Genomic DNA, 25,119 nt, shown 5'->3' on the forward strand with positions numbered 1-25,119 from the left:
CACCACCACCGGCCGGAACCGGCGCACGCAGCGACACGCGCACGCGAAACGCGCCCAAACGAGACCAACGGCCAACTCAGCCGAACCGCTCAGGCCGGGCCACACACCACGCGAAGGATCAGGGCTGAGACTCGTCATGTCGCTGTCATGGGGAGGGCGGCGTTGATCGATCTGGCACCGGCATACGGGTGAGCTGGGGGTCGGAGTGCATCGTGGCGGCGGCTGACTACTGCCCTCGTGTCGGTGCTGTCTCTTACGATGCTTGCCATGGCGATTCCCTTGTCTCCGAGCGTGATGCTCGCGACTGCGATGCACGCTCAGCCTGGGGTCTATGCGGCCCTCCTTGGGTCGGGAGTTTCGACAGGCGCGGGCGTTCCCACGGGGTGGGGGATAGTCGAGGAACTGGTGCGTCGCGTGGCTGCTCAGGAAGGGGCCGAAGCTGAGGCTGAGGCCGTGGCAGATGCAGAAGCCTGGTGGACCGCGAGATTCGATGAGCGCCTCGGCTACTCAGCCTTGCTGCGCAAGCTCGCCCCTACGTCCGCCACCCGGCAGGCGATACTCGAAGGCTTCTTCGAGCAGAATGCCGAGGGAGAGGTAGAGCCGATCCGTCCGAGCCGGGCGCACGAGGCGCTGGCACAGCTGGTGAAGCGTGGTGTCGTCCGTGTGATCGTCACGACGAACTTCGACCGGTTGACGGAACGGGCGCTTCATGCGGCAGGGGTGGAGCCGCAGGTGATCTCGCGACCATCGGCAGTGGTGGGGATGAGGCCGCTGGCGCATGCGCCGGCGACTGTGATCAAGCTCCATGGCGACTACAAGGACACCGATTCGCTCAATACGGATGAGGAACTCGCGTCCTACCCCGAGGCGTGGACGGCACTGCTGCAGCAGATCCTTGACGAGTACGGGCTCCTGGTCTCGGGATGGTCGGCCGACTGGGACACGGCCCTGGTGGCCGAGATCGAGAAGGTGCCGGGCCGTAGGTACCCGATGTACTGGGACAGCAGGAGCAGTCGTGGTGAGAACGCGCAGCGGCTCCTGGCTGTGAGGGGCGGCTTCGTGATCGAGGCGCCTGACGCGGACACGTTGTTCGCCGGGTTGCTGGCGAACCTTGAGACGCTGGATCGCCTTGCCGAACCGCCCTTGACGACGGCCATGGCGGTGGCGCGAGTGAAGCGATTCCTGCCCGACCCCGTGAAGAGGATCGACCTTCACGACCTCGTCATGGACCGACTCGGTCCGATCCGGCAGGTCGCGCTGGAGCAGGGGTCCTACAACCCGCAGATTGGGGAACCCCAGACAGCAAAGTCCGTCCTGGACGCCTACCGGGCAGCGACCGAGCCCCTCCTGCCGCTGGTTGCCGTGGGCGTGTTCCACGACGATGGAAGCCACGCGGACCTGTGGGTTCGTCTGCTTCAGCACGCACTGAACGTTCGCCAGCGTCCTGGCGGCACCTTCCACGAACCGATGTGGGCGCTCCAGCACCTGCCGGCGCAGTTGCTCTTCTTCACGATGGCGGCGGCGGCTCAGGCGTCCGGAGACCAGAGTCTACTGATCCGGCTCGCGACGCAGCCGACCTGGCGTAGTCCCTTCAACAGCCGCGAGCCGGCACCTGCCGGGGCGGTCCTTCACCCGAGTTTTGTGGTCGACCCCGAGATGGTGAACCGACTGCCGCGCGATGAGGGGGAGTCAACGAAGGGCTGGAGGTATGCGAGCAGTCACTACCTGAGGAAGGTCCTACGGCCGATCCTCCGGACGGTCATCGACGAGGCGTCGATCGAGCAGGTCATGGACGACATTGAGTACCGACTTGGACTCATCCAGTGGGCAGACCGGAACAGTCGGCAACGGTATCCCTACGTCGGAGAATTCATGCTCGGGGATCGATGGGTTGACGACGAAGTGCCGATGGCCGAGGCGCGACTACGTGAAGAGCTTCAGCACGCGGATGCTACGGGGCCCTGGCCTCGCGTTCTGAGCTCCGAGTGGGACGAGGCGCTCGCCAAGTACCGTGCTGGGGTCGCCGAGTATCGTCAGCGCTGGTCGTAGAACGCGATCAAGAGCGACGGCGGTAGGGCCTGCTACATGGATGGGTGATCTTCACCATGTGGCCCCGGATTGGAGTTGCGCGGACGCTAGCATTCCAGGCATGACGCAGGGTCCAAGCGCTGGTTGGCGCGATGAATGGCGGGCGCCCGCCACCGTGGTCGCGATCATCGGGATCGGCGTCACGATCGCGATCGCGGTTTGGCCAGACTCCCCGTCAGACGATCCACCCACACAGTCCTCGTCGTCGACTGGTCCCGCGCCAGGTACTAGCGGACCGTTGGAGATCGACGAGCAGACCCGGTCGCCCACGCCCACGCCGGATCCGTCCCCCTCGTCGAAGCGCAGCACCGACAGCGCGACCACTCCACCCTCGCCGTCCGTCGCCAGCCCTTCCACCCTCTACCTGGAGGATCTCGACGACAGTCTGATCGTCACGGAGCCGCGCAGGGTCTCGGAGAGCCAGGGAAGGGCGACCATCAACGGTGTCGAGTACCTCGACAGTCTCCTGTATGAGTACCATAACTGCAGTGAGTGTGAGGGGTCTCTGGAGTTCATCGTGCCGGAAGGCTACTCGAGGTTGACCGGGACGGTCGGCCTCGAGGACTCCTCTCGGCACGACGACGTAATCGACGGGATCGTCAACTTCGCGGTCTACGACACGAGTGGAAACCAGATCTTTCCCACGACGGTTATCGAGTACCCGGAAGCTGTGCCCGTCGATGTCAGGATTTCCGGCCAGACCCGTTTGCGAATTGAGATGACGCGCGGGACCAATTTCGAGACTTTCGTTCTCGGCGATATGGCGCTCGTGAAGTAGCGCCGCGTCAGGGAATCGGAGACGCTTCCATGTCTGTCAGTACGGAGGTCAAGGACATTCTCGCGATGCAGGCGGGGGATGCGCTGATGGTAAGGACAGTCGGTACGTGGGCGCCTGCTCCTGGATTTGCTATGACAGAGCGTGCAGCGTTCGCCGATCTGCAGTAGTCACGGACAAGATCTTGAGGCTTGAAAATTGACAGGTAGTGGAAGATCTTTTCACCGCGAGCAACGCCTGGCAGCGATAAGGCGTTGGGCGGTCGAGGGTGTCGTCCCCGAGCGAGAACGTCTTCCGATCGAGCAGCAATTCCTCGACCGGGTCGACCGCGTGGCCAACCCATTCTTCATTCCGGTGGCATTAAATGCTCTGGAATCGGTCGACTACCATCGCCAGGTGAGCTATCTCTTGGATGCCTTTGACGCTCTTCCGTTTCGGGTTGATGTGGCCTTTGACTCGGCATGGAAGGCTTTCGAATCCGCGTCGAAGCGCGTAGTTTCCGGGAACATCACCGATCGGCTCAAGTGGTTGTCGGCCGGACGTATTGGCTTCGATGTAATCGACCATCTATGCGCGAACCTTCCGGTTCAATCGTGTGAGTATCTGTTCAAGCGTCTCATCTTGGACTCCTTGGATGGTGAGAGGGGCCAGCGCCCACGTAATCGAGTCGAGAATCTAGAGTACCCGGCCGCCACTCAGCTGATGGAGTTACTGAGTCGAAAATATGGTGCCGGCCCCCCGGGGTTACGTCGCAAAGGCGCGATGTTCCTGCGCAAGGCTGTCCGTGGTGATTTGCTCACGATTGACGGTGCCGCGAAATTTCAGCTCGATGCGCGATCCCGCGCAGGCCTGCTTATGTCTGGCTTGCTATATTCCGCTCGAAACGACCGATTCCACGGTGAGTCATTCTCGCCATTTGTGAGTAGTGCAGCATCTCTTCGAACCTACACACATCCATACTTTTCATTCATCTCCTCCTACTACTTGCTCTTGTGTATCTGGGCGGAGGTTCATCCGGAAGTTATTGACTTCAGAAAGGGGAGTGTGCTGGACAGTTTGAAAGAAAACCTTAGCTATGGTATTGAGCTATTCGGTTCCCACTGGAATAGGTGACGGCGGACGCGGGCGCGGGTGATGCTCTTGACCGCTGCTACACGTCAGGGCCGAGCTGAGGGGTGCCGCCGCATCCTTGTTGTCGGGCATGGGCGGCGACCGCCCGGCGTGCTCGCACAGGCGCGTGGTCGAGTGGCGCTCAGTGCTCGGTGAAAGGGGTGCAGGGGAAGCCGAGTTCTTCGAGGATGTCGTGCCAGAGGCTTTCGGCGAAGACCGCCTTGGTGCGCAGGAGTTTCTCGATGGTGTCCTGGCGTCCGCTGGTTAATCCGGCGGCTTGGGACCAGTGCAGGATGTCGCTGGCCGTCTGCGGTATCCGGGCCTTGAGCTGGGTGCCGAACGACGTGGGGTCCTGCGCGCCGATGAGGTGTTCGCGCAGGAAGTCGTCATCCTTCATGTGTGCCATGAGCGTGTCCGGGTGGGTCGATGCGTGCCAGGGTTCGCTTCCCGGGGCCTGGCCGGTGATCCAGGTCCAGTCGCTGTCGTTGACGGTCGCGATGGCTACTGGCGCGCCGGTGATGCGGATCAGTTCGGCCAGGTCGCCGAGCAGGTCTTCGCCCACGATCGCGGGCCCGACCTCGACGAGCTGCCATCCGTGCTCGTTGGCCCAGCAGGGGTCGATGGACGCGACCGGATCCTGTTCGACCTTGTCGGCCAGGAACGGCATCGTCTCCAGCGGCTGGTCGTAGTGGGCCAGGAGGATCTCGCCGGACAATCCCATGGATCCTTCTTCCTCCTGTGGCGGCGGCAGTTGCGGACGGGTGTGGTCGAGCCTGCATCGTGCAATGCGGGCGGCGAACAGAAGTGCCAGGTTGTCCCAGGTGTTCGACCGTATCCTCGGGCTTGAGGACGTTGTCGGGAACTCAGCAGTCAGCGACACAAGGAGCAGTGCTCGCCCGTCCTCCACGATTTCGAGTCCGTTCTCTGCGCAGCTCGCCCTCTGACTTTACGCGTCTCGGTCGGGTGGTTTGACCAGATGGACGTCGGTGATGCCGCCTTGGTTGATGCAGTCTTCGGTAAGGTCGTGGACCTGCCAGTAGAAATCCAGGTCTTCGGCATCGGCGAGCACCGTCGTGGTGACGGGTGTGTAGTGTGCTAGGGGTATCGAGGCGCCGTCGTAGATTCTGTCGTTGCGCACGGTGTGGATGATGAGCGGGCTGTCACCGGTCCATTCGATTCCGACGCGAACTTCGTACTCGCTGGTGCCGGCCTCCTCTTGGATGGCCCGGATCATGCCCATGAAGTCAGCCACCGCGCACTCAATGGACACGGAGTGAACGTGGCCACCCAAGCGGCGCTGGTTGTTCTGGTGGTGGCCTGCGATTGCGGCGGCGAGGGTCACCGAGCCGTCGTGGTGGACGGCCGCCCATGCTTCCTTCCAACGATCGGCGTCGTTGGTCACGGTGCTGACGGCGTTCCAGCGTCGCAGTCCCGGCCGCGGGTTGAGCCGGTCGACGTTCTCGAGCGGGTGGATGCCGCCACGACCGGCGTAGAACAGCGCATAGTCCTCAGCGGCCTTGAATACTCTCCGTGCGTCGTCGCGTGAAGGGCGACTGACAGGGGTGTTGGGGATGCGCGGGTGGGCGACCGCGATCAACCATGCCCGTGCCCTCGTCTCGCGGCCGGCCGCGGCCTCGTCGTAGAGGTTGTCGAGGGCCTCGGTGGCGTGTCGGCGTGCGTCGAAACGTGCCCGGTACATCGCTTCGACCTGGCGTTCTTTCATCCATACGGTGTCGGCATCGTTGCGGATCGGGGCGCCGAAAAGGTCGTTGCGGTAGATCAGGTGAGGCCCGTCCACGGTCGCGGGGACATCCACGACGAGGGCGCGGTTCGGCGGCTGTCCGAGGCGGTGGATGCCGAGGCCGAAGACGGGTGGGCTGATCGCCGTGATCGCGGCACTGCGCAGCGCCCTCTCGTAGAGTTCATCGACCTTGCCTACATCGCGCCGCCCTGTTGCCTTCTTCTGCGCCTCCTCGACCCCGTAGACCAGGACCCCCCCTCCGGCGTTGGCCATGGCCGCGACGTCCTTGGGGAAGTCGCTCTGCTTCAGCTCCCGGATCGGCGGCAACTGCGACTTCCAGTCCAGATCATCGGTCTCTGCCAGGCCAGCGGCCACAGCGTCGTCGAGCAGTCCTTCGCTCAGGTCGCCTGGCGGGCGACCGAGGAGACGGTGCAGAGCAGTAAGTGTCATGGTGGGCTGCCTCCACGGAGTTGGCGACGGGGCATCTACGATGGGTCGGCGTCACCATGTCTTGTCGAAATCACTGAGCAGCATCGACGTGACGGGTCGGGCGACCTCGGGCGCGCCGTGGTCGAATGCGGCGGATGTGACGGCCTCGTCGAGCACGATGTGCACGGGCTGAGGGTTCATCTTGACAGGTGCATTCGAGCGGCCAGCGCCGCTGTAGGTCCCGCGGCTCACCAGCATCGATCCGCTGAGGCCGGCCGCGATCGCATAGGTCTCGCCGGTCAGGATCTTGAGCCCGCCGGCAAGCCGGAGACCGTCAGTGAGGTTCTGGACAAGGATGTTCTCATCCAGGATGTGGCCGAGTCCGTCCCGGGGGAGGGACCACCACACCGACAGCTGCCCGGTTGTGCTGACGTGAACCCCGAGGAGAGCGCCGGGCGAGGGGGTGGACCGCGTATCGGTGGCGCTCACCTGGACTGATGCGCTGTCGCGGTCGCCGCCTGGTTCCAGTCCGGCCGTCATCGAGACGGCTCCGAGTGTCCGCAGGCTCCCCGCGAGACGGTCCGGGAGGTCGAGCATCATCCGGCTGGGGATCGATGTGCCGTCGAGCCCGACGACATGCAGCTCGAGCGTGCCCTCGGTGTCACGTTGGAGAGGATTGGTGTTGGTCCACTCGTGCTTCCACCGGATCGAGACCGGTGTGGTCCGGGGAGCGAAGACGAGCGCTGCCGGGGCGGCGGCATGGGCTCGCAGGGCCTTAACGACCTTGGCCTGCAGGTCGGTGGCGTCGGTGAACCGCCCGTAGAAGACACCGGTCCCGTAGTTGCCGACCTCGTTGGTGAACGCCTCCTGGTCCGGCTCCATCGCCACGCCGTCCTTGCGGAAGACATAGGTCGGCTTGCCGGCCGCCCGGGCAGCCATCCACTCGTCGTGGGTGGGGGACTGATTCGTGTCGGCGAAGCGGTGGCCGTAGTTCGGTCCAAGGAGCAGGACGTACACGTCGGACGAAGCAACGCCTGCCAGGCATGCCTCACGGGAAGGTGTCGGCTGGGCGGTGAAGTCTTCGAACCTCACCGGAACGTGGCCGAGCGCACTGATCAGCCCGGGCAGGGCGTCCCGTTCGGCCTCCAGGCCATGCCGGACGCTGCTGATGAATACTCGCATCCCGCCATCATGCCCGGGGACACTGACATCCACGGCTGAAGTGGCCTGAGCGGAAGGCGTGTCCTGTCCGCGGCGCGTGGGACGCTCAGTGCGGGGTCCCCGGCCGGTGACTGCGGGTGCTGCCAGTCACCGGCCGGAGGTAACCGTCCTGCTGGTTCGGGGCCTCGCTCGTCGAGGTCGGGTGCTACTCCTTGCCGATCAGGCGATTGAGCGACTCCACGGTGGCCAGTGCGGTGGTTCCCGCGCAGGCCATGCCGACCAGGATCCTGGCCGCGGTTCCCGCGTCCACAGCCACAGCGGCTGCTGCCAGACCTGCGCAGGCCGCCAGCAGCAGGGCGATGGACCCGATCACCGCGGACCTCACGCTCACGAGCGCGTCAGGTTCGCGCGCTCCTGAGCCGCGCCGTCGTCGTACAGTGTTCTTCAAGCTGGTTTCTCCTAGATCTCGGGCGGAACTTGCTGGCGGCTCGCACCCTGGCCGGTGCGAGCCGCCCTAACTCACGGTGCCGAAGCACCCGCACGCACAAGCTTCCTCGTTCGGGACCTGGTCGTCGAGACAGGATGCATGTAGGCTTGACCCGCCAGGTCACAGTTACTCGCATATCAACATGTTGGAACTCGTATCTGGCGGGTCAAGGCGTACAGGTCAAGATCCAAGATTGGGTGCTCGTGGGTATGACCGAGATCGAGGTGGACTTCAGCCGGCCGCTGACCGGCAAGCAGCGCCAGGCGCTGAGCAAGCGGCTGGCGAGGCTGGAGTCAGAGGTGATGTCTGAGTCGGTGGAGGGGGCGCGCAATGCGTTCAAGTTGATGGCGGGGAGGGAGCTTCGTCGCCCGCTTCGGGTGCGCAGTGGGTTCGCCTACTGGGCTGATGCCCCGGAGTCTCGTACGGTCTCGGACCGGTCGGCGCCCCCGAAGAAGGATCGTCCGCCGGCGACGCGGATCGTGTCCCCTCGGGGAGTCGCGCTGCGCTTCGTGCTGACGATGATCGCTCTGCAGCAGGCACGGCACTCGAAAGCCGGGTCGCGAGCGACCAACGATGTCCCGATCCGACCGACCAGTGGTCGGGATCACGGGTGGGCTGACCTGATCGCCTCGGCGACACCCCACGCCGACGGCTTGATGTACCACACGCCGCTCGACAAGAAGGTCCGACACGTCCAATCGGCGCTGAACGCGCTATCCGGCGCACATCTCGTCGAGCTCGAACCCGGAGGCAAGCGACCCACGTACAACGGCTTCCGTCTCCTCGACGAGTGCGCAGGACTCAACCGGCCCGGCAGCACGCTGCTGCCGTACACCACCCCAGACCGTGAAGATTCGTGCCTGGCGTTGCCCGCGGCGTTCATCAACGAGGGCTGGATCCACGTTCTGGAGGACAGTGAGATCGCCCTGCTCCTGATGGTCGCCTGCGGCATCGGGAACCTGGAACCAGGGCCACAGGTCGCGATTCCCAGCAGGGTTCGCCTGCTTAAATACGGGATCGGCCGAGACTCCTACTCCACAGCCCACCCCATGCTCGCGCGGTTCGGGCTCCTCGAAGTGGAAGAGATCGGACGGCGAGACGACGGACGCGTCCTCCAATACGGTGGCGACGACGGAGAAGCACACGTGCACCGCCTTCAACTGATGAACGACGCCTTCGAGGGGCCGGCACTCGAGACCGTCACGAACGCGATCAAGGACGCACTCGACCGCAGCTGAGAGTCGCCCAGGCTCTGACCGTTCGACAGCCGAGGCCCCGGGACAGGCACCCAGCGACCCCGGTGAACGAGTACTCCGTTCCCGGGCGGTAGCGGTCGACCTCGCGAAATCCGCCGAGATGCTCACCGCGGCGTTGTAGTGACGAGGCTACGAAACTTCATGCCGAGTCCTGACCTGTTACGTCGCGCCTTGCGCATCTGCGAGCGCCCGCTTGTACTGCGTCGTCCAGTTGGTCTCGCGCTGGTCGTCGGGCAGGCCGGCGAGGCCGGCGCTGAGGTTTTGTGCTGCCTCGGCGGGTTGGCCGAGTTCGAGGAGCGCGAGCCCGAGGGGGAATCGGAGCCAGGTCGGGGTGAGCCAGTAGGCGAACTCGTCGGGGCTGGTGTCGTCGGCCGCGGTGATGGTGTCCTGGGCCTGGTGGAGTACGGCGACCGCGTCGCGGTGCTCGCCCATCAGGGCGAGGCCGTGGGCGGTGCGGATGGTGGCGTCGATCTGGTGTAGCCGGCCGGCGCCCGGGGTGGCGGCTGCGTGCTGGTAGTGCTGGACCATCGTCGCGGGTCGTTTGCGTTCCCAGGCCAGGGAGCCGCGGAAGCGGCGTGACTGGGAGGCCAGGCTGGCGGCGTCGACACTCTCCGCGCGGGTGGCTGACTCCGACCAGAGGCGGTCGGCGCGCGCGTAGTGGCCGAGTTGGGAGTGCAGCCAGCCGAGGAACTGCAGGGACTCGGCGGCAACGGTCCGTAGGGCGTCGGCGTGGCGGCCGCGGACGTCGTGCGCGAGGCCGACGACGAGGTCGTGCGACGGTGCGGCGATGGGCCACAGCTCGCCCGCTGTCATCGTGTCGTCCAGGCGTCGGTGGGATGCCAGCACCCCGGCCAGCGCCTCGACGGTCTGCCGGTCGACCAGCCGAGGCGAAGCCGCGGCACGTTCGATCCTGTCGGCGTCGGCCGCACTCGGGGCCGGTTCGGGCACCATGCCGGCCAAGGCTCCGCCCGCGTCGAGGCACTCGTCGAGCAACTCGACTCGCTCAGCGCTCGGGCGTCGTCGCCCGTTCTCATACTCACTCAGCAGGGACTTCGAGACGCGAGACAAGCGGTACATGTCCCGCAGCGAGAGGCCGGCGGCCTCACGCAACTCGCGCAGGCGCCGCCCGAACAACGGATCGACTTGTCCCATGCGCGCGCCTCCGTCGTGCGTCTCGGTGAGATTCCTAGCGGCCGTCCGTCAGCGGCGTCGACCACTTGAGAACGGTCGACCCGTGGCTGACCTTGACGGCTACCTCCAGGACCCGACCGTCGGTGAGGGACACCGTCCTGAGGACCTGGGTCACGACCACCTGGCCGCTGAGGCCGAGGGCTGCGCGCTCGTCTTCCGTGGCGATCCTGGAGGTCACTTCCTCGAGAACGTGGCCCTGGGGCACGCCTAGCCGTTCGGCGGCCAGCTCTCGCGAAGCGCCGGTGGAGACCGGTTCGGCCAGCTCCGGCGTCGCCTCGACGACGAACGGGGCGTAGTAGGAGGAAGAGAGGTGGACCGGCGAACCGCCGCGGCTGACGATCCGTCGTCGGACATGTACGGGAGACCCGGGCTCGACGTCGAGCCGCGCTGCGATGGCCTCCTCGGCACCGACCGTGGCAACCTCCGTGATCTGCGAGGTCTCCCCAGCGGCCAGAGCCCTGCTGGTGGCCGCATGCGTGCGCACCCGCGAGGCGATGTTGTCACTGCCGTAGCTGGCGACGATGGTCCCGGCGCCCGTGTTGGCGCTGGTCAAGCCCTCCTGTCGGAGCGTCTTGTACGCCCTGAGCGCGGTCGCGTTGGACACCTCCCAGTCGGCCATGACGTCTCGGATGGTCGGCATCCGGTCGCCCGGGGCCAGGGAGCCTTCACGGATCAGGTTGCGGAAATGCTCGGCGATTGCGGCGTATCCGGCAGCTTTCGTCATGCCGCCTTCCCCTCGTCTCGTCGTCGGTTGCTCTACCTGGTCGACGTCGTGCTCTACATCTTGCACTGCCCTTGACCCGTAGACCACACCAGGACATCACACCAAGCATACCGGTCCGGTGCAAGGAGGTGGTGGACGGCTGCGGCGCTCTCAAGCGCGATTTGCCAGCGGTAACTCGGGGCGCAATCGCATCGCGGTCTTGGTGAGTCCGCGACGCCGGACAGCGAACCCCTCCCGGGCTCTCGTAGTACATGGTCACCTTGAATCGGATCTTGTACTACGTGCCGGTTCGAAGACTGCGGTCGGATGCCTGTCCGTCAGGCCACGTCCGGAGACAGCCGGAACGGGTACGAGCCGCAGAAGGCACAGCACCACGAACGTCCTCGACCGGGTGGTCGCGGGCCGGCGGAGGGGAGCAGGCATGAGAACGCCGCGTCACGATCAGCGCGCCGATGAGGGTGCTCTGGAGCTTGTGTTGGGCACAGCGATTGCGATGGTCGCGAAGGTCGGCGGTGAACGGCTCGAGGTCGTGACCGTCACCAGGAACCGTGTGTGCCTGCAGCCGCGCGAGTTGTCCGACGGCGAGCAGATCGCGAACGAGCTTGCCTGCAATGCTCCGCTGGACCACCGGCTCACGATTCCCGAGTACACGATGTGGACAGGGCACCGCGGGGGCCTGGAGGTCCAGGTCCGGTCGGCGCTGCGCGATCCGGTGGCGACACACGGGGCAGGAGCACACTGGTGAGCCCCGCCGGAGGGACCGCTGCCATCGACGGGGTCACGTGGAGCATCGCGCGGCTGGTGATGCTGGACATCGATGCTCATCTGGCGGCCACGGATCAGCGGATCTCGGCCGACACGGTCGGGACGTTGGAGTTGGTACGCGCTGCCGGACACACCGTGCTGCTCTCGACCGACCGGTCGCTGCTCGGGTTGCTGCGGCTGGCCGCGCGGTTCGGCGTTCGTGAGGGCTACGCGATCTGCTCCCACGGGGCGTTGACCGTGCGCCTCGACCCGGGAATGCCTTCGGGGTACGAGGCGGTCCGCGCGGTCACGTTCGACCTCGCGGCATTGATCCTGCAGTTGGAGGACCTGCAACTACTCTCCGAGGTCTCGATCGCGGCTGAGGACGTCGGACGGGGCTGGCGGGTCAACCGCCGGTTCGAGAGCGGGCTGCACGGCCCTCAGGAGCAGGTCCCGCTCACGCGACTGCGTGGTGGGCCGACCACCTTGGCCAGGCTGCACACGGCGGGGATCAGCGAGTACGCGGCGGTCCTGGCCGCGGGCACAGGCCTGACCGTCACTCCGACCGGACCGGATTCTTGCGACGTGCACGCTCCGGACGTGTCGTCGACGGCGGCGGGTGACGCCGTGCGCGACCGCCTTGACCTCCCGGCCCACACCACAACCGCGGTCCGCGACAGCCTCAACGACAGCGTCCGCTCGCTGATCCCTCCCGATGCGCTGCGGCCCGGGCTCTCGCCGCTTGCCGCGCAGTTGACCGCCGCCGTCACCACCGTGACACCTGCTACGGCCGGTCCGGTGCCGGAGATGGTGGTCCGCGTGTGGCACGGTGACGACGTCCGCCTGGCCGGGGCCGAGGTCTGGACCCGCCGCAAGCACGGCTGGGTGCGTCATGCACCGATCCCTGCTGGACGCGGGACCACGATGCGCGACATCGAACACGCGGCCCTGGACGCGGGACTCACCTTCCCGCGCGGGAGCGAGGGGCGGCGCCGCCCCTGGTGGCGCAGCACCGCCAACGACGGCCCTCCAGCCGGATTCGAACTTCCCCTCGACGGCACGTAGAACCCCTCCTCTTGCGGCCGGGCCCATCCCAGATGCCCCCTGGGCCCGGCTGTAGATCCCCACCGCCTCACCATCGACGCTGCGGCCACGACCAGAACGTCGAAGTTCGAAGCACCGCATCGGAGCGGGGTCAGCGATCTGGCTCCGCTCTCCCCACCGGCCTCGATACCGAGGCCGACCCCGACAGCACGCAGGACCGAATCCACGCAAGGGAGCAGGTCATGTCCCACCTCGAGACCCCGAAACCCGCCACGACCCTGAAGCTCGCCACGACCTTGAGGCTTCCCACGGCGGCTCCAGCGCTCGTCGCGCTGGATATCGACGGGACGCTCCTGGAGACCGGCCAGAAGGTCCCGGACGTGACGGTCCGCGCGATGCGCGCCGTGGTCGCTGCCGGGCACTGCGTTGTGCTGGCCACGGGCCGGTCGCTGGCCGGGGCTCGACAGGTGATTCGGCAGCTCGGACTCCGGTCCGGCTCGGTCGTGTGCTCGAACGGAGCGGTCGTAGCCCGCATCTCAGCGCGTCGCCTGATCGTGCAGGACCAGGCGACCTTCGATCCGAAAACCGCTCTGCTGCGCGTGTGCGGCGCAGCGCCCGACGCGCTCCTGGCCGTCGAGGACATCGAGCGAGGCGGCTGGCGCGTGAACCAGAAGTTCCCCCGCGGACGCCTGAACGGACCTCAGCACCGCGTGCGATTCGAGCACGAGCTGTGGGACCGGCCCACCACCCGCGCCGTCGTCCACGCCGACGACGCTGCCGCGCTGGCCGGCGAACTGGCCTGGTGCGGAGTCACCGCGACCCCGGCCGGGCCGGACTGGCTCGACCTGAACGCGAAGTACCTGTCCAAGGCTGTCGGGCTCGAACGTGTCCGCCTCGCCGCGCGTATCGAGAGGAACGCGACGATCGCCGTCGGCGACGCAGCGAACGACATCCCCGTCTTCGAGTGGGCCGCCACCGCCGTGGCTATGGGGCAAGCGGCAGACGAGGTCAAGGCCGCCGCCGACCACGTGACCGGCCCGATCGACCAGCACGGCCTCGTGCCCGTGCTCCGAGCGCTGGCGGTGACACGATGAGCGCGGCCCCGGCCAGGCATCTCGCGGGTGTCGGAAGTTCGCCGGTCAAGGTCATCCCGTCCAGGATCCTGTCGCACCTGTCCGAGGAAGGGCGAGTCGTGATCCGCTGCCAGATCGCCGACCTGCCCGGCACCGACGCGAACGTCGCCATCACTCGAACGTCGGGCCGGTTCGAGACCGTGGTCTACGCCACCGAGGCGAGCCCGATCGCGATGCCGGACACACCGCCGTCGTACACGATCGTGCAGCACGCCCCGCAGCACGTCCTGGCCACCGACCGCGGCACCGATCCGGCGACTGCCGAGCAGTGGCTGACCGCTGTGCGCACCGGCGAGACGACACCGTGGACGCACGACGCCGACGACTTCGACCACGTGAAGAACTGGATCCTGGCTCACGCGCCCGACGGGCTGTTCACCTCGGTCACCAGGCGCGGCGTCGCGATCGGTCTCGGTGGTCACGCTGCCGGCGGTGGCGGCGCAGAGGCGGCGATGCTCACCGGCAACGATCTGATCGCATCCCCGCGCTGCTCGACGTCGGTGACCCGGCTGCACGGCCTGATCGCCCGCTGGCGCCGAGCCGGAACTCCTTACACCGAACAACTTCCCGCTGCGCTGTTCCGGCAGGGCCACGGCTGGCGGGTGCGCCTCGTCCTGCCCAGGACGGAGACCGAGCGATGAGCGTTCGGACAGGCGGCGTGCTGACCGGCGAGATCCGCCAGATCGGCGCGACGTCCTCCGCGACGGTCCGGCGGACTGGTGCCCGATGGTCTGGCGGACCGGCGTTCCGGCGGACTGGCAGCCGAGGTGGTCGTGGTTGTGCCGCCGTCGGCCCGCGTCGAGGTTCGCAGGACTTGGGCACCGCTTGGGCGCTCTCATCTCCCCTGATGAGCCCGGTCCGGGCAGGATCGAGAACGAGGCAATCACACCGACCGAAGGAGCCGCTGACGTGACCGAGCACCCCACCACGAGCATCGACGAGCGCGCCGCCAGCCTGCGGGAGCAGATGGTCCAGTACCTCGTGGAGCACGGCGACGCCCGCACGCCGTCGGTCATCGCCGCGCTGCGCGCCGTGCCGCGTCATCTGATCCCGGGAGCCGATCCGGAGCGGGCCTACGCTCCGGAGAAGGCTCTGGTGACGAAGCGGTCCGACGACGGCGTCGGGCTCAGCTCGGTCTCTGCCGCGCGCATTCAGGCGATGCAGCTCGAGGAAGCCGACGTCCGGCCGGGGATGCGGGTACTGGAGATCGGTTCCGGCGGAGTGAACGCCGCTTACCTCGCGGAGCTGGTCGGGCCGTCGGGGGAGGTCGTCACGGTCGACATCGACCCGGAGGTCACCGACCGGGCTCGTCAGTTCCTGGACGCGGCCAGTTACAAGGGCGTCACCGTGGTCACGGGCGACGCCGAGCATGGCGTGCCTGACCATGCGGCGTACGACCGAATCGTGGTGACGGTGGAGACGGCCGACATCCCGCCGGCGTGGGTGACGCAGCTCGTGCCGGACGGTGTGATCGTGGCCCCGGTGCGGGTGCGGGGCCTGACTCGTTCCGTGGCACTGGTCCGTGACGGTGACGCGCTGGTCAGCCGGTCGATGGACGTGTGCGGGTTCGTTCCGATGCGGGGCGAGGGGGAGAACGCGATCCGGCTGGTCGTCCTGAACGACGAACCGGGTGCGGCCGTCGGGCTGCGTGTGGACGGGCCCGAGGAACTGGACACGGAAGGGCTGAAGGCGGCGCTGCACGGCGGGCGGGCCGAACGATGGACGGGCGTGACCATCGGGGGTACGGAGTCGATGGAGTACCTCGACATGTGGCTGACCACGGTGCTCGACCCGCTGCCGCTGCTGGCAGCCGAGCCTGGGGCTCGCGCCGCCGGCCTGGTCGCCGCGGCGTCTCCGCTGGGCATCCCAGCGCTGGTGGAGGACGACTCGTTCGGATACCGCAAGGCGCGGCCTACCGAAGTCCCGGACCGGTACGAGCTCGGCGTGATCGCGCACGGGCCGCACGCCGACCAGGTCGCCGCCCGGTACGCCGAGCAGATCACGGCGTGGGACGCCGAGCATCGCGGTGACCGGCCCCGCCTCACCGTCCACCCGACAGGCGACGCATCACCGGCCGGTACCGGCCCGTCGCGGACCGTCGAGCGGCGCCACAGCCGCTTCACGATCACCTGGCCCTGAGCGGCCAGGCAGCAGGAAACCCACCGGAATCACCAACCAGGAGGTACACCCATGCCCACGTCCACCAAGACCCGGGCCGACTTCGGCGAGTTCGACCTCGACGTGACCACCGTGAAGTCGGCTCCCGTGGTCGGCAGCCTGCTCCGCGGGACGACCGACGGGTGCACGTCCACGTGCGAGTCCGCCTGCGCGAACTCCACCTGCGACTGACGCCGCACCCATGCTCCCGGTGCCGGGACGCCGCCGACTCGGCCGTCCCGGCACCGGGCACCAACCGGAGCGGAAAGGACAGACTCATTTACCGACACCTTCCCCACGCCTTGATCCGCACGGCAGCCCTGCCCGTCTCCGACCAGAGCCCCGTCTACCCAGGACCGGACGCCCGACCGACCGACACCATCGACTGGCTGACGACGGTCTGGGGTCACGAGTCGTTCCGCCGCGCCGTCGAGAACGCCAGCCCCGACCTGGCCGCCGCGGTGGCCGGGACTCTGGCACCGGGGGCTGCGCCAGATACGCGGGCTCTGCGTCGCATCGGCCTATCGGTGGCGCGTTACCAACTCCGGGCCACGACCCGGCCCAGCCCGTTCGGCCTGCTCGCAGGGGTCGGCCCGGCGCGATTCGCGCGGGCGACCAGCATTTCGCACCAGGTGCCGCAGGTGCGGATCCGGCCAGACGCGTTGTGGCTCGACGACCAGATCGGCCGGCTGGAGGCCGATCCCGACGTGCTCCGGCACTGTCGTGTGGTCGCTGACGAGACCATTCGCCGTCGGGCCGACATGCTCGTCCTTCCGCACCGCACCGGCATCGACGGGCCCGCCGAGGCCCGTCTGCGTGCCACGGACGCCCTGGTCGCCATCCTCGGGAACGCGTCTGCGCCAGTCGCGGTGGTCCACCTGCTCGACGCGGTGGGCGAGTCGTACCCGGAGGTGCCCCACTCGGTGGTCTTGAAGGCCGTCGTCGGGCTGGTGCGCGAAGGCTTCCTGCACACGGACGTGCGACCGCCGTCGACCATCGCCGACCCGATGGGGCACCTCGCGGCGCACCGAGCACCAGCCGTCCGAGCCGCCGCCGAGACCGAACCCGATGCGGTGATGACCAACTGGGTGACCGGGATGGAGGCGACCGTCTCGACGAGGGTCGCGCGGGAGACCGAGCGGGCGCTGGCCGTCATGGCGCGTATCTCCCCGCATCCCCACGGCGCGCCCGCCTGGCGCGAGTACCACGCGCGGTTCCTGGAGACCTACAGCCTCGGCACGCTGGTGCCGGTACCTGAGCTGGTCGACCCTGCGACCGGGATCGGCCTGCCCGCCGGCTATCGGGGCGCGGACGCCGCCGTTGCCCCAGCCGCCCTGACCGACCGCGACGCGTACCTGCTGGCCCTGGTTCAGCGGGCCGCCGCGGCTGGAGCACGCGAGATCGTCCTGCGCGCAGCGGACGTCGATGCCCTCAGCGTCGCCGAACCCGGCCAGGTCCCGGCGAGCACTGCCATGAACGTCTCCGTCTACTCCCGGTCGGCGGCGGCGATCGACAAGGGAGACTTCCGGGTCGTGTGCGGCGGACTGTCGCTCGCCTCCGGGGTGACGCTGGGCCGGTTCCTGCCGCTGCTGGAACCGGGCGAGCGAGACGAGCGCATCGCGGCGCTGGCGGCCCTGCCCACGCTCGACGAGAGCGCGGTGCGGGTCCAGATCTCCAGCCCCGCGTTGCGCGCTCGGACTCAGAACGTGACCCGCTCCGTCCAGGCCGCGTCCGACGTGATCGCCGTCGGCGAGCACCACCAGGACGCGACGATCCGCCTGGCCGACGTGGCCGTCGGAGCCACCACGAGCCGCATGTTCCTGGTCCACGTACCCACGGGGCGCCGCATCGAGCCGTTCGTGCTGAACGCTCTCGAACCGGTGTCTGCCACCCACCCGGTCGTCCGTTTCCTCTACGAGTTGCCCCGGGCGCATGCCGTCGTCATGGCGCCGTTCTCCTGGGGTGCCGCGGCCGGCCTCCCGTTCCTGCCCCGAGTCCGCACGGGCAAGGTGGTGCTCTCCGAAGCCCGATGGCGCCTGGATCGCAATGACATCGACCGGCCCGACGTCGCCCCTCCCTACGCACTGGACGTCTGGCTCGACCGTTGGGACGTTCCGGACCGGGTCTTCCTGGGCAGCTACGACCAGCGCCTCCGACTGGATCTGACCGAACCTGGCCACCGCCAACTGCTCCTGAAAGACGTCACCCGGCAAGGACGCGTCACGCTCACGGAAGCACCCGACCTCGCCGAATACGGATGGATCGGGTACGCGAACCAGCTGACGATGGAGTTCGCCGCCACGCAGGCTCCCGCTCCCGCACCCGAGCCGCTCGCCGGACTCGTTCTCGCGCGGCGCGGCGACGCGCGTCATCCCGGCTCCGCGCGGACCTGCCTGCTGAAGGTGTACACCCCGGCGGACCTGGCCGACGTCGTCCTGGACGGGGCTCTGCGTGCCGAGCTGGCACGCGAACCTCGCATCACGGACTGGTGGTTCACGCGCTACACCGATCCGGACGATCACCTGCGACTACGGCTGCGGCTGCACAGCCCGGACGACTTCGGCGTCGTCGCCCGCCACATCGCGGGCTGGGTAGCCCAGGCACGCCAGGAAGGCCTGGTACGCCGGATCCTCTGGGACACCGACACGCCCGAGACCGGGCGGTACGGTACCGGCGCCGTATTGGAGGCGGCCGAGGCGTTCTTCATGGCTGACTCCAGAGCAGCTCTGGCGCAGCTGACACGGCGCCGGACGGTGTTGCCGCTCTCGATATTCCCGCAGACCAGGAGATCGGCACGTGGCGCGCGGGCCTGACGGCGGCGAGCATCCTCGAACTGGCCTGCGGATTCCTCGGCGAGCGGGCCGGGCTGGACTGGTTCCTCCAGCGCCCTCGCGCGGACTCGTCCTCGCGGCCTGGCAGAGACCTGCAGGGGCTGGTATCCCGTCTGGCCGGTGCTGAAGGGCGTGACCTCCTCGGCCGGACGACACACGGGGAACGGCTGCTGGCCGCTTGGGCACGACGCCGCGACGCGTTGGGCAGGTATACCGCGGTGCTGCGATCGGACGGCGCCGATCCAGCCGGAATCCTCGGCGCATTGCTGCATATGCACCACAACCGCGCCCTGGGCATCGACCGCGAACGGGAACTCCAGATCCTCCACGCAGCACGACAGGCCGCAGTCTCCCGCGTTGCTCGCCGCGGTCAGCCAGCACTTCGGGAAGGGGCGCCCGCATGAACACCACTAAGGCCGGCACAGTGCCGCCCGAGCGGGAGACCAGCTCGGCAAGCGGCGGCGAATTCGACGTCGCTGCGCGCCAGTCTCTGTCCCGAGGCGACCTCGGTGCAGCGCTGGTACATGCGATGCGTTCCGACGATCCCACCCACGCGGAAGCGCTGAATCGGCTCGCGCGTGCAGCGATGCCGCTGGTCGACGGCCCGCACGCGGGCATCTTCTTCGGCGCGCCCGCGCTGACATACGTCCTGCATATCGCGGGCTGGGGCGGCCCCACGATGGACCGCCTCGACGACGTCGTCACCGCCCACACGAGAAGACGCCTCGCGGCCGCGCACCAGCGCATCGACGCCGGCAAGCCCGCCGCCTTCGCCGAATACGACCTCATGCACGGCCTGACCGGCATCGGCACGCTGCTCCTGGCTCGCGGCGCCGACCCGGACACGACCAGGGCGCTGCTGTCCTACCTGGTCCGCCTCACTGAACCGCTGCGCGGCACCGGTGGCGTCGCTCATCCCGGCTGGCGGGTCTGGCATCACCATTCCGCGCCTGCTCGCCCCGGCGCGCATGCCAACACCGGACTCGCGCACGGCATCACGGGGCCGCTGGCCGTGCTGGCGCTCGCCGTGCGGCGGGGCATCCGGGTGCCTGGGGATCTCGACGCGATCGGCCGCATCCTGGACTGGCTGGACGCCTAGCGCAGGCCGGAGGGCGGCTGGGCGCGATGGTCGCGGGACCACGACACCGGCGCGTTGGCACCCTCGTGGTGCTACGGAACGCCAGGGATCGCGCGAGCACAGCAGCTCGCCGCCATGGCCACCGGCGACCGGCGGCGGAAGCTCGCGGCCGAGACGACCTTGGTCGCGTGCCTGGCCGACCCGGCACAGACCGGCGCGCTGATCGGCAGCGGTCTGTGCCATGGCCCGGCCGGCGTCCTGCAGGCCGTGCGCCGCGTGGCCGCCGACGCCGACTGCCCGCAGTCGTTCGTCCAGCACATCGACCACTGGACCACACGCGTGCGATCTGCATCCTCGGTGGCCGCCCGCCCGTCCGGATTGCTCGAAGGACCGCCGGGAATCCAGCTGACGCTCGAGCACCCACCCGGACCGCGGGCAGCGGACTGGGACACCTGCCTCGCACTTGCCTGAACGGAGGAACATGACCACGCACGAGCTGACAGCCCGTTCGATGGCTGCCGCGGCTGGAGACCTTGGGTCCGGGAACCTGGAGAACGCCGTCCTGGCCCACCTGACCGGCACTGACGCGATAACGGCAGCGCGCCTGGCGGGAACGAGCGCTGAACGCCTGGCGCGAGCCGCCACCCGATACCGCACTGCCGGCCGGGCAGCCCTCGCCCCCGCTCCGAGTGGCTGGGCACAGGTCAATCTCAAGTTCACCGACTACGCCGCGGCCGAGACGGTGTTCCGCGCTGGCCTGTCGCCGGTGATGCAGGAGCCATGGTGGTTCGTTCGTAAGGCACCGTGCTGGCGGCTGCGCTACCGACTTCCCGATGAGTCGGCGGCCATGCCGAATGATCTGCACGCCGCGCTGGACGCGATGATCGCCGACGGCGCGCTGGGCCAGTGGACGCAGGCGCCCTACGAACCGGAGACGGCCGCGTTCGGCGGACGCGAGGGGCTCGCCGCTGTCCATGCGATCCACGTCGCCGACGCCGTCGGCCTGTTCACCTACCTGGACGCCGCCGCCGCCGACCGCGCCTGCGACGGACTGGGCAGGTCCGTGGCGTCTCTGATGGTCCTGTCGCACCTCATGCGGGCGGCCGGCGTGGAATGGAACGAGCAGGGCGACGTCTGGGCGCGCGTTCAGGCCCAGCGGCCACCCGCCCGAGCGACCGACGAGCAGATCGCGAAGCTGGCGGCGAAGGCACGTACCGCGTTGGCCGCCGACCTGACGCACCTGATCGCCGACGAGCCGCGATTCTCCGGCCTGAGCACGTGGGCTACCGGGATGCAGAACGCCGGGGAGCAGCTCGCCGCCGTCGTCCGGGAGGGTCGGCTTCAGGCCGGCGTCAGGACAGTCCTGGCTCGCGTCGTCGCCTTCTGCTGGAACCGCGCCGGGTTCACCACTGATCAGCAGGCCGTCTGGGCACGCGCCGCCCGGCTCGCCATCCTGGAGTGAGCTCGTGACCCGACACACCGCCACCATCACGACGGTCGCCCCCGACACGTCGACCCGCTCCCGGATGCTCAACGCGTTCGAGCACGCGACAGAACGTCTCGACGGCCGGGCCGCATCGGGCGCCGAGCTCATCTGGGGCTGGCGCGGACGGACGTTGTCCGGACCGGTCATCGTCGGCGGCGCGCGCGTCTGGCTCCGGCTGGCCAGTGGCCGCAGCGGAGAGATCGCACAGACCTTCTGGCGCGGGAACGCCACCGCTCAGCGCGACCTGCCAGCCGCCGTCCCCCGCCCGCGGCTGCTGGTGCGCGACGAGTGGGAGGCGGAACCGTGGCGCTACGCGGTCGAGGTGTTTGAGTGCAGCGACCGTGATCCGCTCAACACCAGGCCCGTCCCATCCAGGCCGCTCGCGATCGGCTCTCTCAAGGACTCGTGGTGGTCGGCGCTGCGCACGGCCCTCGACGACGTCGCCACCGTGCCCACCGACCGCTTCACCGTCGGACCAGTTTGGGCCGACAAGCTCGTGGCCGAGTACTTCGGCCCGTCCGACGGCCCGCACCCGTGGATGACCTGCCACGGCGACCTCCACTGGGCCAACCTCGCCGGTCCGGACCTCGTCGTCTTCGACTGGGAAGGCTGGGGCAGCGGCCCGCTCGGGTACGACGCCGCGACGTTGCTGGTACACAGCCTCCTCGCGCCCGACCTGGCCGCTGAGGTCCGCTCGCGGTTCGCCGACGTTCTGGACGGCGAGCACGGCCGATACGCCCAGCAGGTCGTGGTCGCAGAGCAGCTATGGCGACGACGGGACACCCCGCACGACTTGCTCCTGCCAGTTCTGCGCGACCACGCCGCCATGCTCTGTGCATGAGATCCTGCCACACTCTGGCGGCGGAATCACAAGGGACCGGTGCCGTGTCTATCACTTCTTGGTGGCGGCCAGGGCTTTCTTGACCTCATCAGGATCGCTTCCAGTGACGTTCCAACCCGCGTTCGCGAGGCGTTTCCGTGCGGGGGCGTCGATGTCGTCGTTCACGACGACGACGCGATGTGTCGACCAGGTGAGCAGGCAGGAAATGCCGTAGAGCCTGCGCGGTCCGACGGCCGGTGGCGGAAAGTGCTCCGACATGTCATTGGCGAGTGTGCGAACCAGTTCGTAGAGCTTTGAGTTTGCTCGCTCAGCCTTCGCCAGGCTCGCCGTCCAGGCCGGATTGATGTGGTCGTTACCGGTCGGCATGAAGTACGGCCGGAGCCTTTCGCGAAATGCCGGGTCGCAGACATAGACGTACGTGCCTCGGATGCCACGGGTGAGCAGGATGGTATAGATATTCCGAACGAAGCTGAGGATGTCGTCGTCGCTGTAAACGACACCCAGATTTCTCGCGTTGGCCTTGCCCTTGCGGTCGTGGTAGTTCTCCCGATCGAGCACGAGTCTTCGCTGTTCGCGATCGAACCGTAGATCTGGGCCAATGATGACGCCAGCGAAGTTGAGATCGATGCCCTGGACTGTGTGGATGGATCCGACCTCGTCGACCGACGTCGGCGACTCGACCCACCTCATTTCGGTGTTCCAGCGAAGCGACCGGCCGTCGATCTCGATGTCAAACGCGTCCTTGTCCCGCCACGATCGCCAGGGCCAGGCATAACCAGCCACGAGCCGTGCGAGGCCATATTCGGCCTCACGCTCCCTGATTTTATCCACCATCGCGCCGAAGTCGTCGTACATCCGCAGGTCGTACGGCGCGATCTGCGGGATTGACGAGGGTGGTTCGTCACTGAGAACCTGACGAATATATCGCGGATAGTCAAAACCAGCACGCACGCGCATCTGGGTGTTCAGTTGGTAGTAACGGCCCTGGTCCCGGGCTGAATCGATGATGGTGCGCTGTACGGAGGCGGGAACATCCGATGGCCTGATTATCTGGTTGATATCGAGAATCCAGACCTGGTGCTTGCTCCGAGCCTGGATCCAGTCGAGAGCATTGGACCTATGGCTGGCGTTATCATCGAGCAATGTGTTGGAGATGGCGTCAAAGCGGTCGTACTGGGCACTGTTGAACAATCCGGTGCGCTGCATAAGGCGATGTGCCTCATCGATGACGAGAACGTCATAGGGTTCTGCGTCTTCTCCGACCTCGAACGGGCTGAGCACCATTTCGCGGCTCAGCCCGTCGGTCTTTTCGAAGGCGCTGCTGACCATGGCGCGCAGCGACAACTGCGGAATGACCATGCCCAAGCGGCGGTTTCGGAGCTCGCTGCCGTACGCGGCGAACGCAAGGCCGGAGTCGGTTGCGTCGAACAACCCATCAGCGGTGGGCATTCTGGTGTCGTTCCCGATGTCACGGAGCAACTTGAGCAGGAAGATCGCGACCGTGGTCTTTCCTGTGCCAGGTGCCCCCTCCACAACGATGGAACTTGAACGTCCGGCTTCGATATCGACGAGAAGGCCCTCAACGATCTCCGTGACCGCGGTCTCTTGATCGTTGCTGAGCGTCTTGAACGGCGAGAACTTGAAGAGCGGAAGGTTTTCGATATCTCGGATCGATCGGTTGATTAGGCCATGCCCACCGAGTTCGGCGAAGACCTTCTCGAAAAGGCGCTCGTAGGATTCGCGCTCGTGGTAATCGTGCGAGGTGAGTTGGCGGATGTCGTTGGTGACCTCGTGCTGCCCATTGCCGTGCAGGTACCGAGCGAGGTACGACTCCAGGTCCAAGCAGACGGACTTATTGAAGCTGTCGCCGAAGATGATGCGCAGCTGATCCAGCTGGACCTTGGCGGGGTCACGCCGGTGCTCCGCCATTCGCCGCGCCACGTTAGCGGTCTCGCCGACGTACACCTCACGATCGTTGTTCAAGATGTAGACGACCGGCCAGTTCGCGTAGCGCAGATCCCTATTCCTCAACTCGGCTCCCGTGGCGTCGGTGAAAGGAAGCCGGATGATGTCAAAGCCGGTCATGCGTCATGGCCCAGCCGCGCACAGTCCCCACGAGACGCTTCTCATCGCTTGGATCCAGCATGCCCGCAGGCTAACAGTCGGAACGCTGTTTGTGCAGGTGAGACGCCAGCGGCGACACGCTCCTTAGTTGCCGGTCAACTGGCAGCGCAGTGCCTTCCAAGCCGAGCTGAAGTCGGGAGTTGTGCCCCCATCGTGCATCTGCCACGGCGTTGCATGGGAAGGATTGCTGCATGACGCAATCAGCGCCTGCTCGCCTGGCAATCCAATCTGCCCTACCGTTCAGTTCAAGAGGAGTTCGTAGACGGCGCGGTCTTTGCCTGGTCCCTTGAAGTTGGAGATCACCTGGACGCCGGCGACCTCGCGGTCGCCGGATAGGTTGGACCAGCCCAGCTTCCGCCAGGTGGCGTCGGCGGCCTGATTGTTGGGCTCCGAGGTGAGCCATATGCGGCGGCAGCCCCACTCCTGCGCCTGGGCGCGCACGGAGCCCAGCAGCGCCGTGGTGATGCCTTGGCGCTGGTGGTCGGGGTGCACCATGACGTCCTGCACGTACACCTCGGAGGGGTCGTCCTGGCTGCGGAACGCCATGACCGCGCCGGCGAGTACGCCTTCGACGTGCGCGACCGGGCACGTGGAGGAGAAGAGCGTGGCGTACGCCCAGTAGTCCGACGCGGTTCGCGCGGTGATGAATGGCGCCCCCATATCCATCAGCTCGATCACGTCGGCAATCATGGGGACGGTCAGCGGGGACACGGTGACGC

At 67.4% G+C, this 25,119-nt stretch carries 22 protein-coding genes and 1 pseudogene; 15 read left to right on the top strand and 8 right to left on the bottom strand.

What is annotated here, in order from left to right; translation table 11 throughout:
* Positions 1-267: 267 nt before the first annotated feature.
* The 3 genes from HGK34_RS11435 (at position 268) to HGK34_RS11445 (ending at position 3,976) form a co-directional block, all read left to right on the top strand.
* Positions 268-2,049, top strand: coding sequence for an SIR2 family protein (locus tag HGK34_RS11435; protein ID WP_201847305.1), 1,782 nt, complete (start codon positions 268-270; stop codon positions 2,047-2,049).
* 277 nt (positions 2,050-2,326) lie between these two features.
* On the top strand, positions 2,327-2,866 hold the full coding sequence (locus HGK34_RS11440; protein WP_201847307.1) for an NPCBM/NEW2 domain-containing protein: 540 nt from the start codon (positions 2,327-2,329) through the stop codon (positions 2,864-2,866).
* Positions 2,867-3,061: 195 nt separating this feature from the next.
* Positions 3,062-3,976 carry a hypothetical protein gene (locus tag HGK34_RS11445; RefSeq protein WP_201847309.1) on the top strand — a complete coding sequence of 305 codons (915 nt, stop codon included), beginning with the start codon at positions 3,062-3,064 and terminating at the stop codon, positions 3,974-3,976.
* A gap of 139 nt (positions 3,977-4,115) precedes the next feature.
* Here HGK34_RS11445 and HGK34_RS11450 read toward each other — a convergent pair whose 3' ends face one another.
* The 4 genes from HGK34_RS11450 to HGK34_RS11465 form a co-directional block, all read right to left on the bottom strand.
* A complete protein-coding gene (locus HGK34_RS11450; protein ID WP_201847311.1) occupies positions 4,116-4,688 on the bottom strand; it encodes a hypothetical protein in 573 nt (190 codons plus the stop codon).
* Positions 4,689-4,919: 231 nt separating this feature from the next.
* On the bottom strand, positions 4,920-6,164 hold the full coding sequence (locus HGK34_RS11455) for an AlbA family DNA-binding domain-containing protein (RefSeq protein ID WP_201847312.1): 1,245 nt from the start codon (positions 6,162-6,164) through the stop codon (positions 4,920-4,922).
* 51 nt (positions 6,165-6,215) lie between these two features.
* Positions 6,216-7,325 (bottom strand): DUF4062 domain-containing protein, encoded by a 1,110-nt coding sequence (locus HGK34_RS11460; RefSeq protein ID WP_201847314.1) that lies wholly within the window; start codon positions 7,323-7,325, stop codon positions 6,216-6,218.
* Positions 7,326-7,509: 184 nt separating this feature from the next.
* The gene (locus tag HGK34_RS11465; RefSeq protein ID WP_201847316.1) at positions 7,510-7,752 is read right to left on the bottom strand and encodes a hypothetical protein; all 243 of its coding nucleotides are present in this window, start codon (positions 7,750-7,752) and stop codon (positions 7,510-7,512) included.
* Positions 7,753-8,000: 248 nt separating this feature from the next.
* On the opposite strand from HGK34_RS11465, the gene HGK34_RS11470 reads away from it, so the two are divergent.
* Positions 8,001-9,029 (top strand): hypothetical protein, encoded by a 1,029-nt coding sequence (locus HGK34_RS11470; protein WP_201847318.1) that lies wholly within the window; start codon positions 8,001-8,003, stop codon positions 9,027-9,029.
* Between the two features lie 177 nt (positions 9,030-9,206).
* On the opposite strand, the gene HGK34_RS11475 is transcribed toward HGK34_RS11470, so the two are convergent.
* Both HGK34_RS11475 and HGK34_RS11480 read right to left on the bottom strand, forming a co-directional pair.
* Complete coding sequence (locus tag HGK34_RS11475; protein WP_201847320.1) at positions 9,207-10,199, bottom strand: helix-turn-helix domain-containing protein; 993 nt, start codon at positions 10,197-10,199, stop codon at positions 9,207-9,209.
* 34 nt (positions 10,200-10,233) lie between these two features.
* The gene (locus HGK34_RS11480; RefSeq protein WP_201847322.1) at positions 10,234-10,962 is read right to left on the bottom strand and encodes a GntR family transcriptional regulator; all 729 of its coding nucleotides are present in this window, start codon (positions 10,960-10,962) and stop codon (positions 10,234-10,236) included.
* Between the two features lie 475 nt (positions 10,963-11,437).
* Between HGK34_RS11480 and HGK34_RS11485 the strand changes: the two genes are divergently transcribed.
* The 11 genes and pseudogenes from HGK34_RS11485 (at position 11,438) to HGK34_RS11540 (ending at position 22,276) form a co-directional block, all read left to right on the top strand.
* Positions 11,438-11,707: a hypothetical protein gene (locus HGK34_RS11485; RefSeq protein WP_201847324.1), complete on the top strand. Its 270-nt coding sequence runs from the start codon at positions 11,438-11,440 to the stop codon at positions 11,705-11,707.
* Entirely contained in the window at positions 11,704-12,771 is a 1,068-nt protein-coding gene (locus HGK34_RS11490; RefSeq protein ID WP_201847326.1) for an HAD hydrolase family protein, read from the top strand. The genes HGK34_RS11485 and HGK34_RS11490 overlap by 4 nt, the downstream gene beginning before the upstream one ends.
* Before the next feature lie 221 nt (positions 12,772-12,992).
* Positions 12,993-13,844, top strand: a complete 852-nt coding sequence (locus tag HGK34_RS11495) for an HAD family hydrolase (RefSeq protein ID WP_201847328.1) — start codon at positions 12,993-12,995, stop codon at positions 13,842-13,844.
* Positions 13,841-14,524 (top strand): hypothetical protein, encoded by a 684-nt coding sequence (locus HGK34_RS11500; protein WP_201847329.1) that lies wholly within the window; start codon positions 13,841-13,843, stop codon positions 14,522-14,524. The genes HGK34_RS11495 and HGK34_RS11500 overlap by 4 nt, the downstream gene beginning before the upstream one ends.
* A gap of 268 nt (positions 14,525-14,792) precedes the next feature.
* On the top strand, positions 14,793-16,022 hold the full coding sequence (fxlM, locus tag HGK34_RS11505; protein ID WP_201847331.1) for a methyltransferase, FxLD system: 1,230 nt from the start codon (positions 14,793-14,795) through the stop codon (positions 16,020-16,022).
* Positions 16,023-16,073: 51 nt separating this feature from the next.
* Positions 16,074-16,232, top strand: a complete 159-nt coding sequence (locus HGK34_RS11510) for an FxLD family lanthipeptide (RefSeq protein ID WP_201847333.1) — start codon at positions 16,074-16,076, stop codon at positions 16,230-16,232.
* 110 nt (positions 16,233-16,342) lie between these two features.
* On the top strand, positions 16,343-18,853 hold the full coding sequence (locus tag HGK34_RS11515; protein ID WP_201847335.1) for a lantibiotic dehydratase: 2,511 nt from the start codon (positions 16,343-16,345) through the stop codon (positions 18,851-18,853).
* Between the two features lie 20 nt (positions 18,854-18,873).
* Entirely contained in the window at positions 18,874-19,275 is a 402-nt protein-coding gene (locus HGK34_RS23750) for a lantibiotic dehydratase C-terminal domain-containing protein (protein WP_372433117.1), read from the top strand.
* A pseudogene (locus tag HGK34_RS22675) lies at positions 19,272-20,420 on the top strand (lanthionine synthetase C family protein). Before HGK34_RS23750 ends, HGK34_RS22675 begins: the two are co-directional and overlap by 4 nt.
* A gap of 10 nt (positions 20,421-20,430) precedes the next feature.
* Positions 20,431-21,411 (top strand): thiopeptide-type bacteriocin biosynthesis protein, encoded by a 981-nt coding sequence (locus tag HGK34_RS11535; protein ID WP_201847340.1) that lies wholly within the window; start codon positions 20,431-20,433, stop codon positions 21,409-21,411.
* Positions 21,412-21,415: 4 nt separating this feature from the next.
* Positions 21,416-22,276, top strand: coding sequence for a phosphotransferase (locus HGK34_RS11540; RefSeq protein ID WP_201847342.1), 861 nt, complete (start codon positions 21,416-21,418; stop codon positions 22,274-22,276).
* Positions 22,277-22,327: 51 nt separating this feature from the next.
* On the opposite strand, the gene HGK34_RS11545 is transcribed toward HGK34_RS11540, so the two are convergent.
* Positions 22,328-24,361 (bottom strand): DUF2075 domain-containing protein, encoded by a 2,034-nt coding sequence (locus HGK34_RS11545; protein ID WP_244666642.1) that lies wholly within the window; start codon positions 24,359-24,361, stop codon positions 22,328-22,330.
* A gap of 279 nt (positions 24,362-24,640) precedes the next feature.
* On the bottom strand, positions 24,641-25,111 hold the full coding sequence (locus tag HGK34_RS11550; RefSeq protein WP_201847344.1) for a GNAT family N-acetyltransferase: 471 nt from the start codon (positions 25,109-25,111) through the stop codon (positions 24,641-24,643).
* Positions 25,112-25,119: the final 8 nt, after the last annotated feature.

It is taken from the genome of Myceligenerans indicum, assembly GCF_016742955.1.
Taxonomy (GTDB): domain Bacteria; phylum Actinomycetota; class Actinomycetes; order Actinomycetales; family Cellulomonadaceae; genus Myceligenerans; species Myceligenerans indicum.

What these genes read in the sequence shown, in the direction of transcription:
- HGK34_RS11545 (WP_244666642.1), bottom strand. Translation starts at nt 24,361, where the DNA reads ATGACCGGCTTTGACATCATCCGGCTTCCTTTCACCGACGCCACGGGA.
- HGK34_RS11495 (WP_201847328.1), top strand. Translation starts at nt 12,993, where the DNA reads ATGTCCCACCTCGAGACCCCGAAACCCGCCACGACCCTGAAGCTCGCC.
- HGK34_RS11435 (WP_201847305.1), top strand. Translation starts at nt 268, where the DNA reads ATGGCGATTCCCTTGTCTCCGAGCGTGATGCTCGCGACTGCGATGCAC.
- HGK34_RS11470 (WP_201847318.1), top strand. Translation starts at nt 8,001, where the DNA reads ATGACCGAGATCGAGGTGGACTTCAGCCGGCCGCTGACCGGCAAGCAG.
- HGK34_RS11475 (WP_201847320.1), bottom strand. Translation starts at nt 10,199, where the DNA reads ATGGGACAAGTCGATCCGTTGTTCGGGCGGCGCCTGCGCGAGTTGCGT.
- HGK34_RS11500 (WP_201847329.1), top strand. Translation starts at nt 13,841, where the DNA reads ATGAGCGCGGCCCCGGCCAGGCATCTCGCGGGTGTCGGAAGTTCGCCG.
- HGK34_RS11480 (WP_201847322.1), bottom strand. Translation starts at nt 10,962, where the DNA reads ATGACGAAAGCTGCCGGATACGCCGCAATCGCCGAGCATTTCCGCAAC.
- HGK34_RS11460 (WP_201847314.1), bottom strand. Translation starts at nt 7,325, where the DNA reads ATGCGAGTATTCATCAGCAGCGTCCGGCATGGCCTGGAGGCCGAACGG.
- HGK34_RS11455 (WP_201847312.1), bottom strand. Translation starts at nt 6,164, where the DNA reads ATGACACTTACTGCTCTGCACCGTCTCCTCGGTCGCCCGCCAGGCGAC.
- HGK34_RS11535 (WP_201847340.1), top strand. Translation starts at nt 20,431, where the DNA reads ATGACCACGCACGAGCTGACAGCCCGTTCGATGGCTGCCGCGGCTGGA.
- HGK34_RS11510 (WP_201847333.1), top strand. Translation starts at nt 16,074, where the DNA reads ATGCCCACGTCCACCAAGACCCGGGCCGACTTCGGCGAGTTCGACCTC.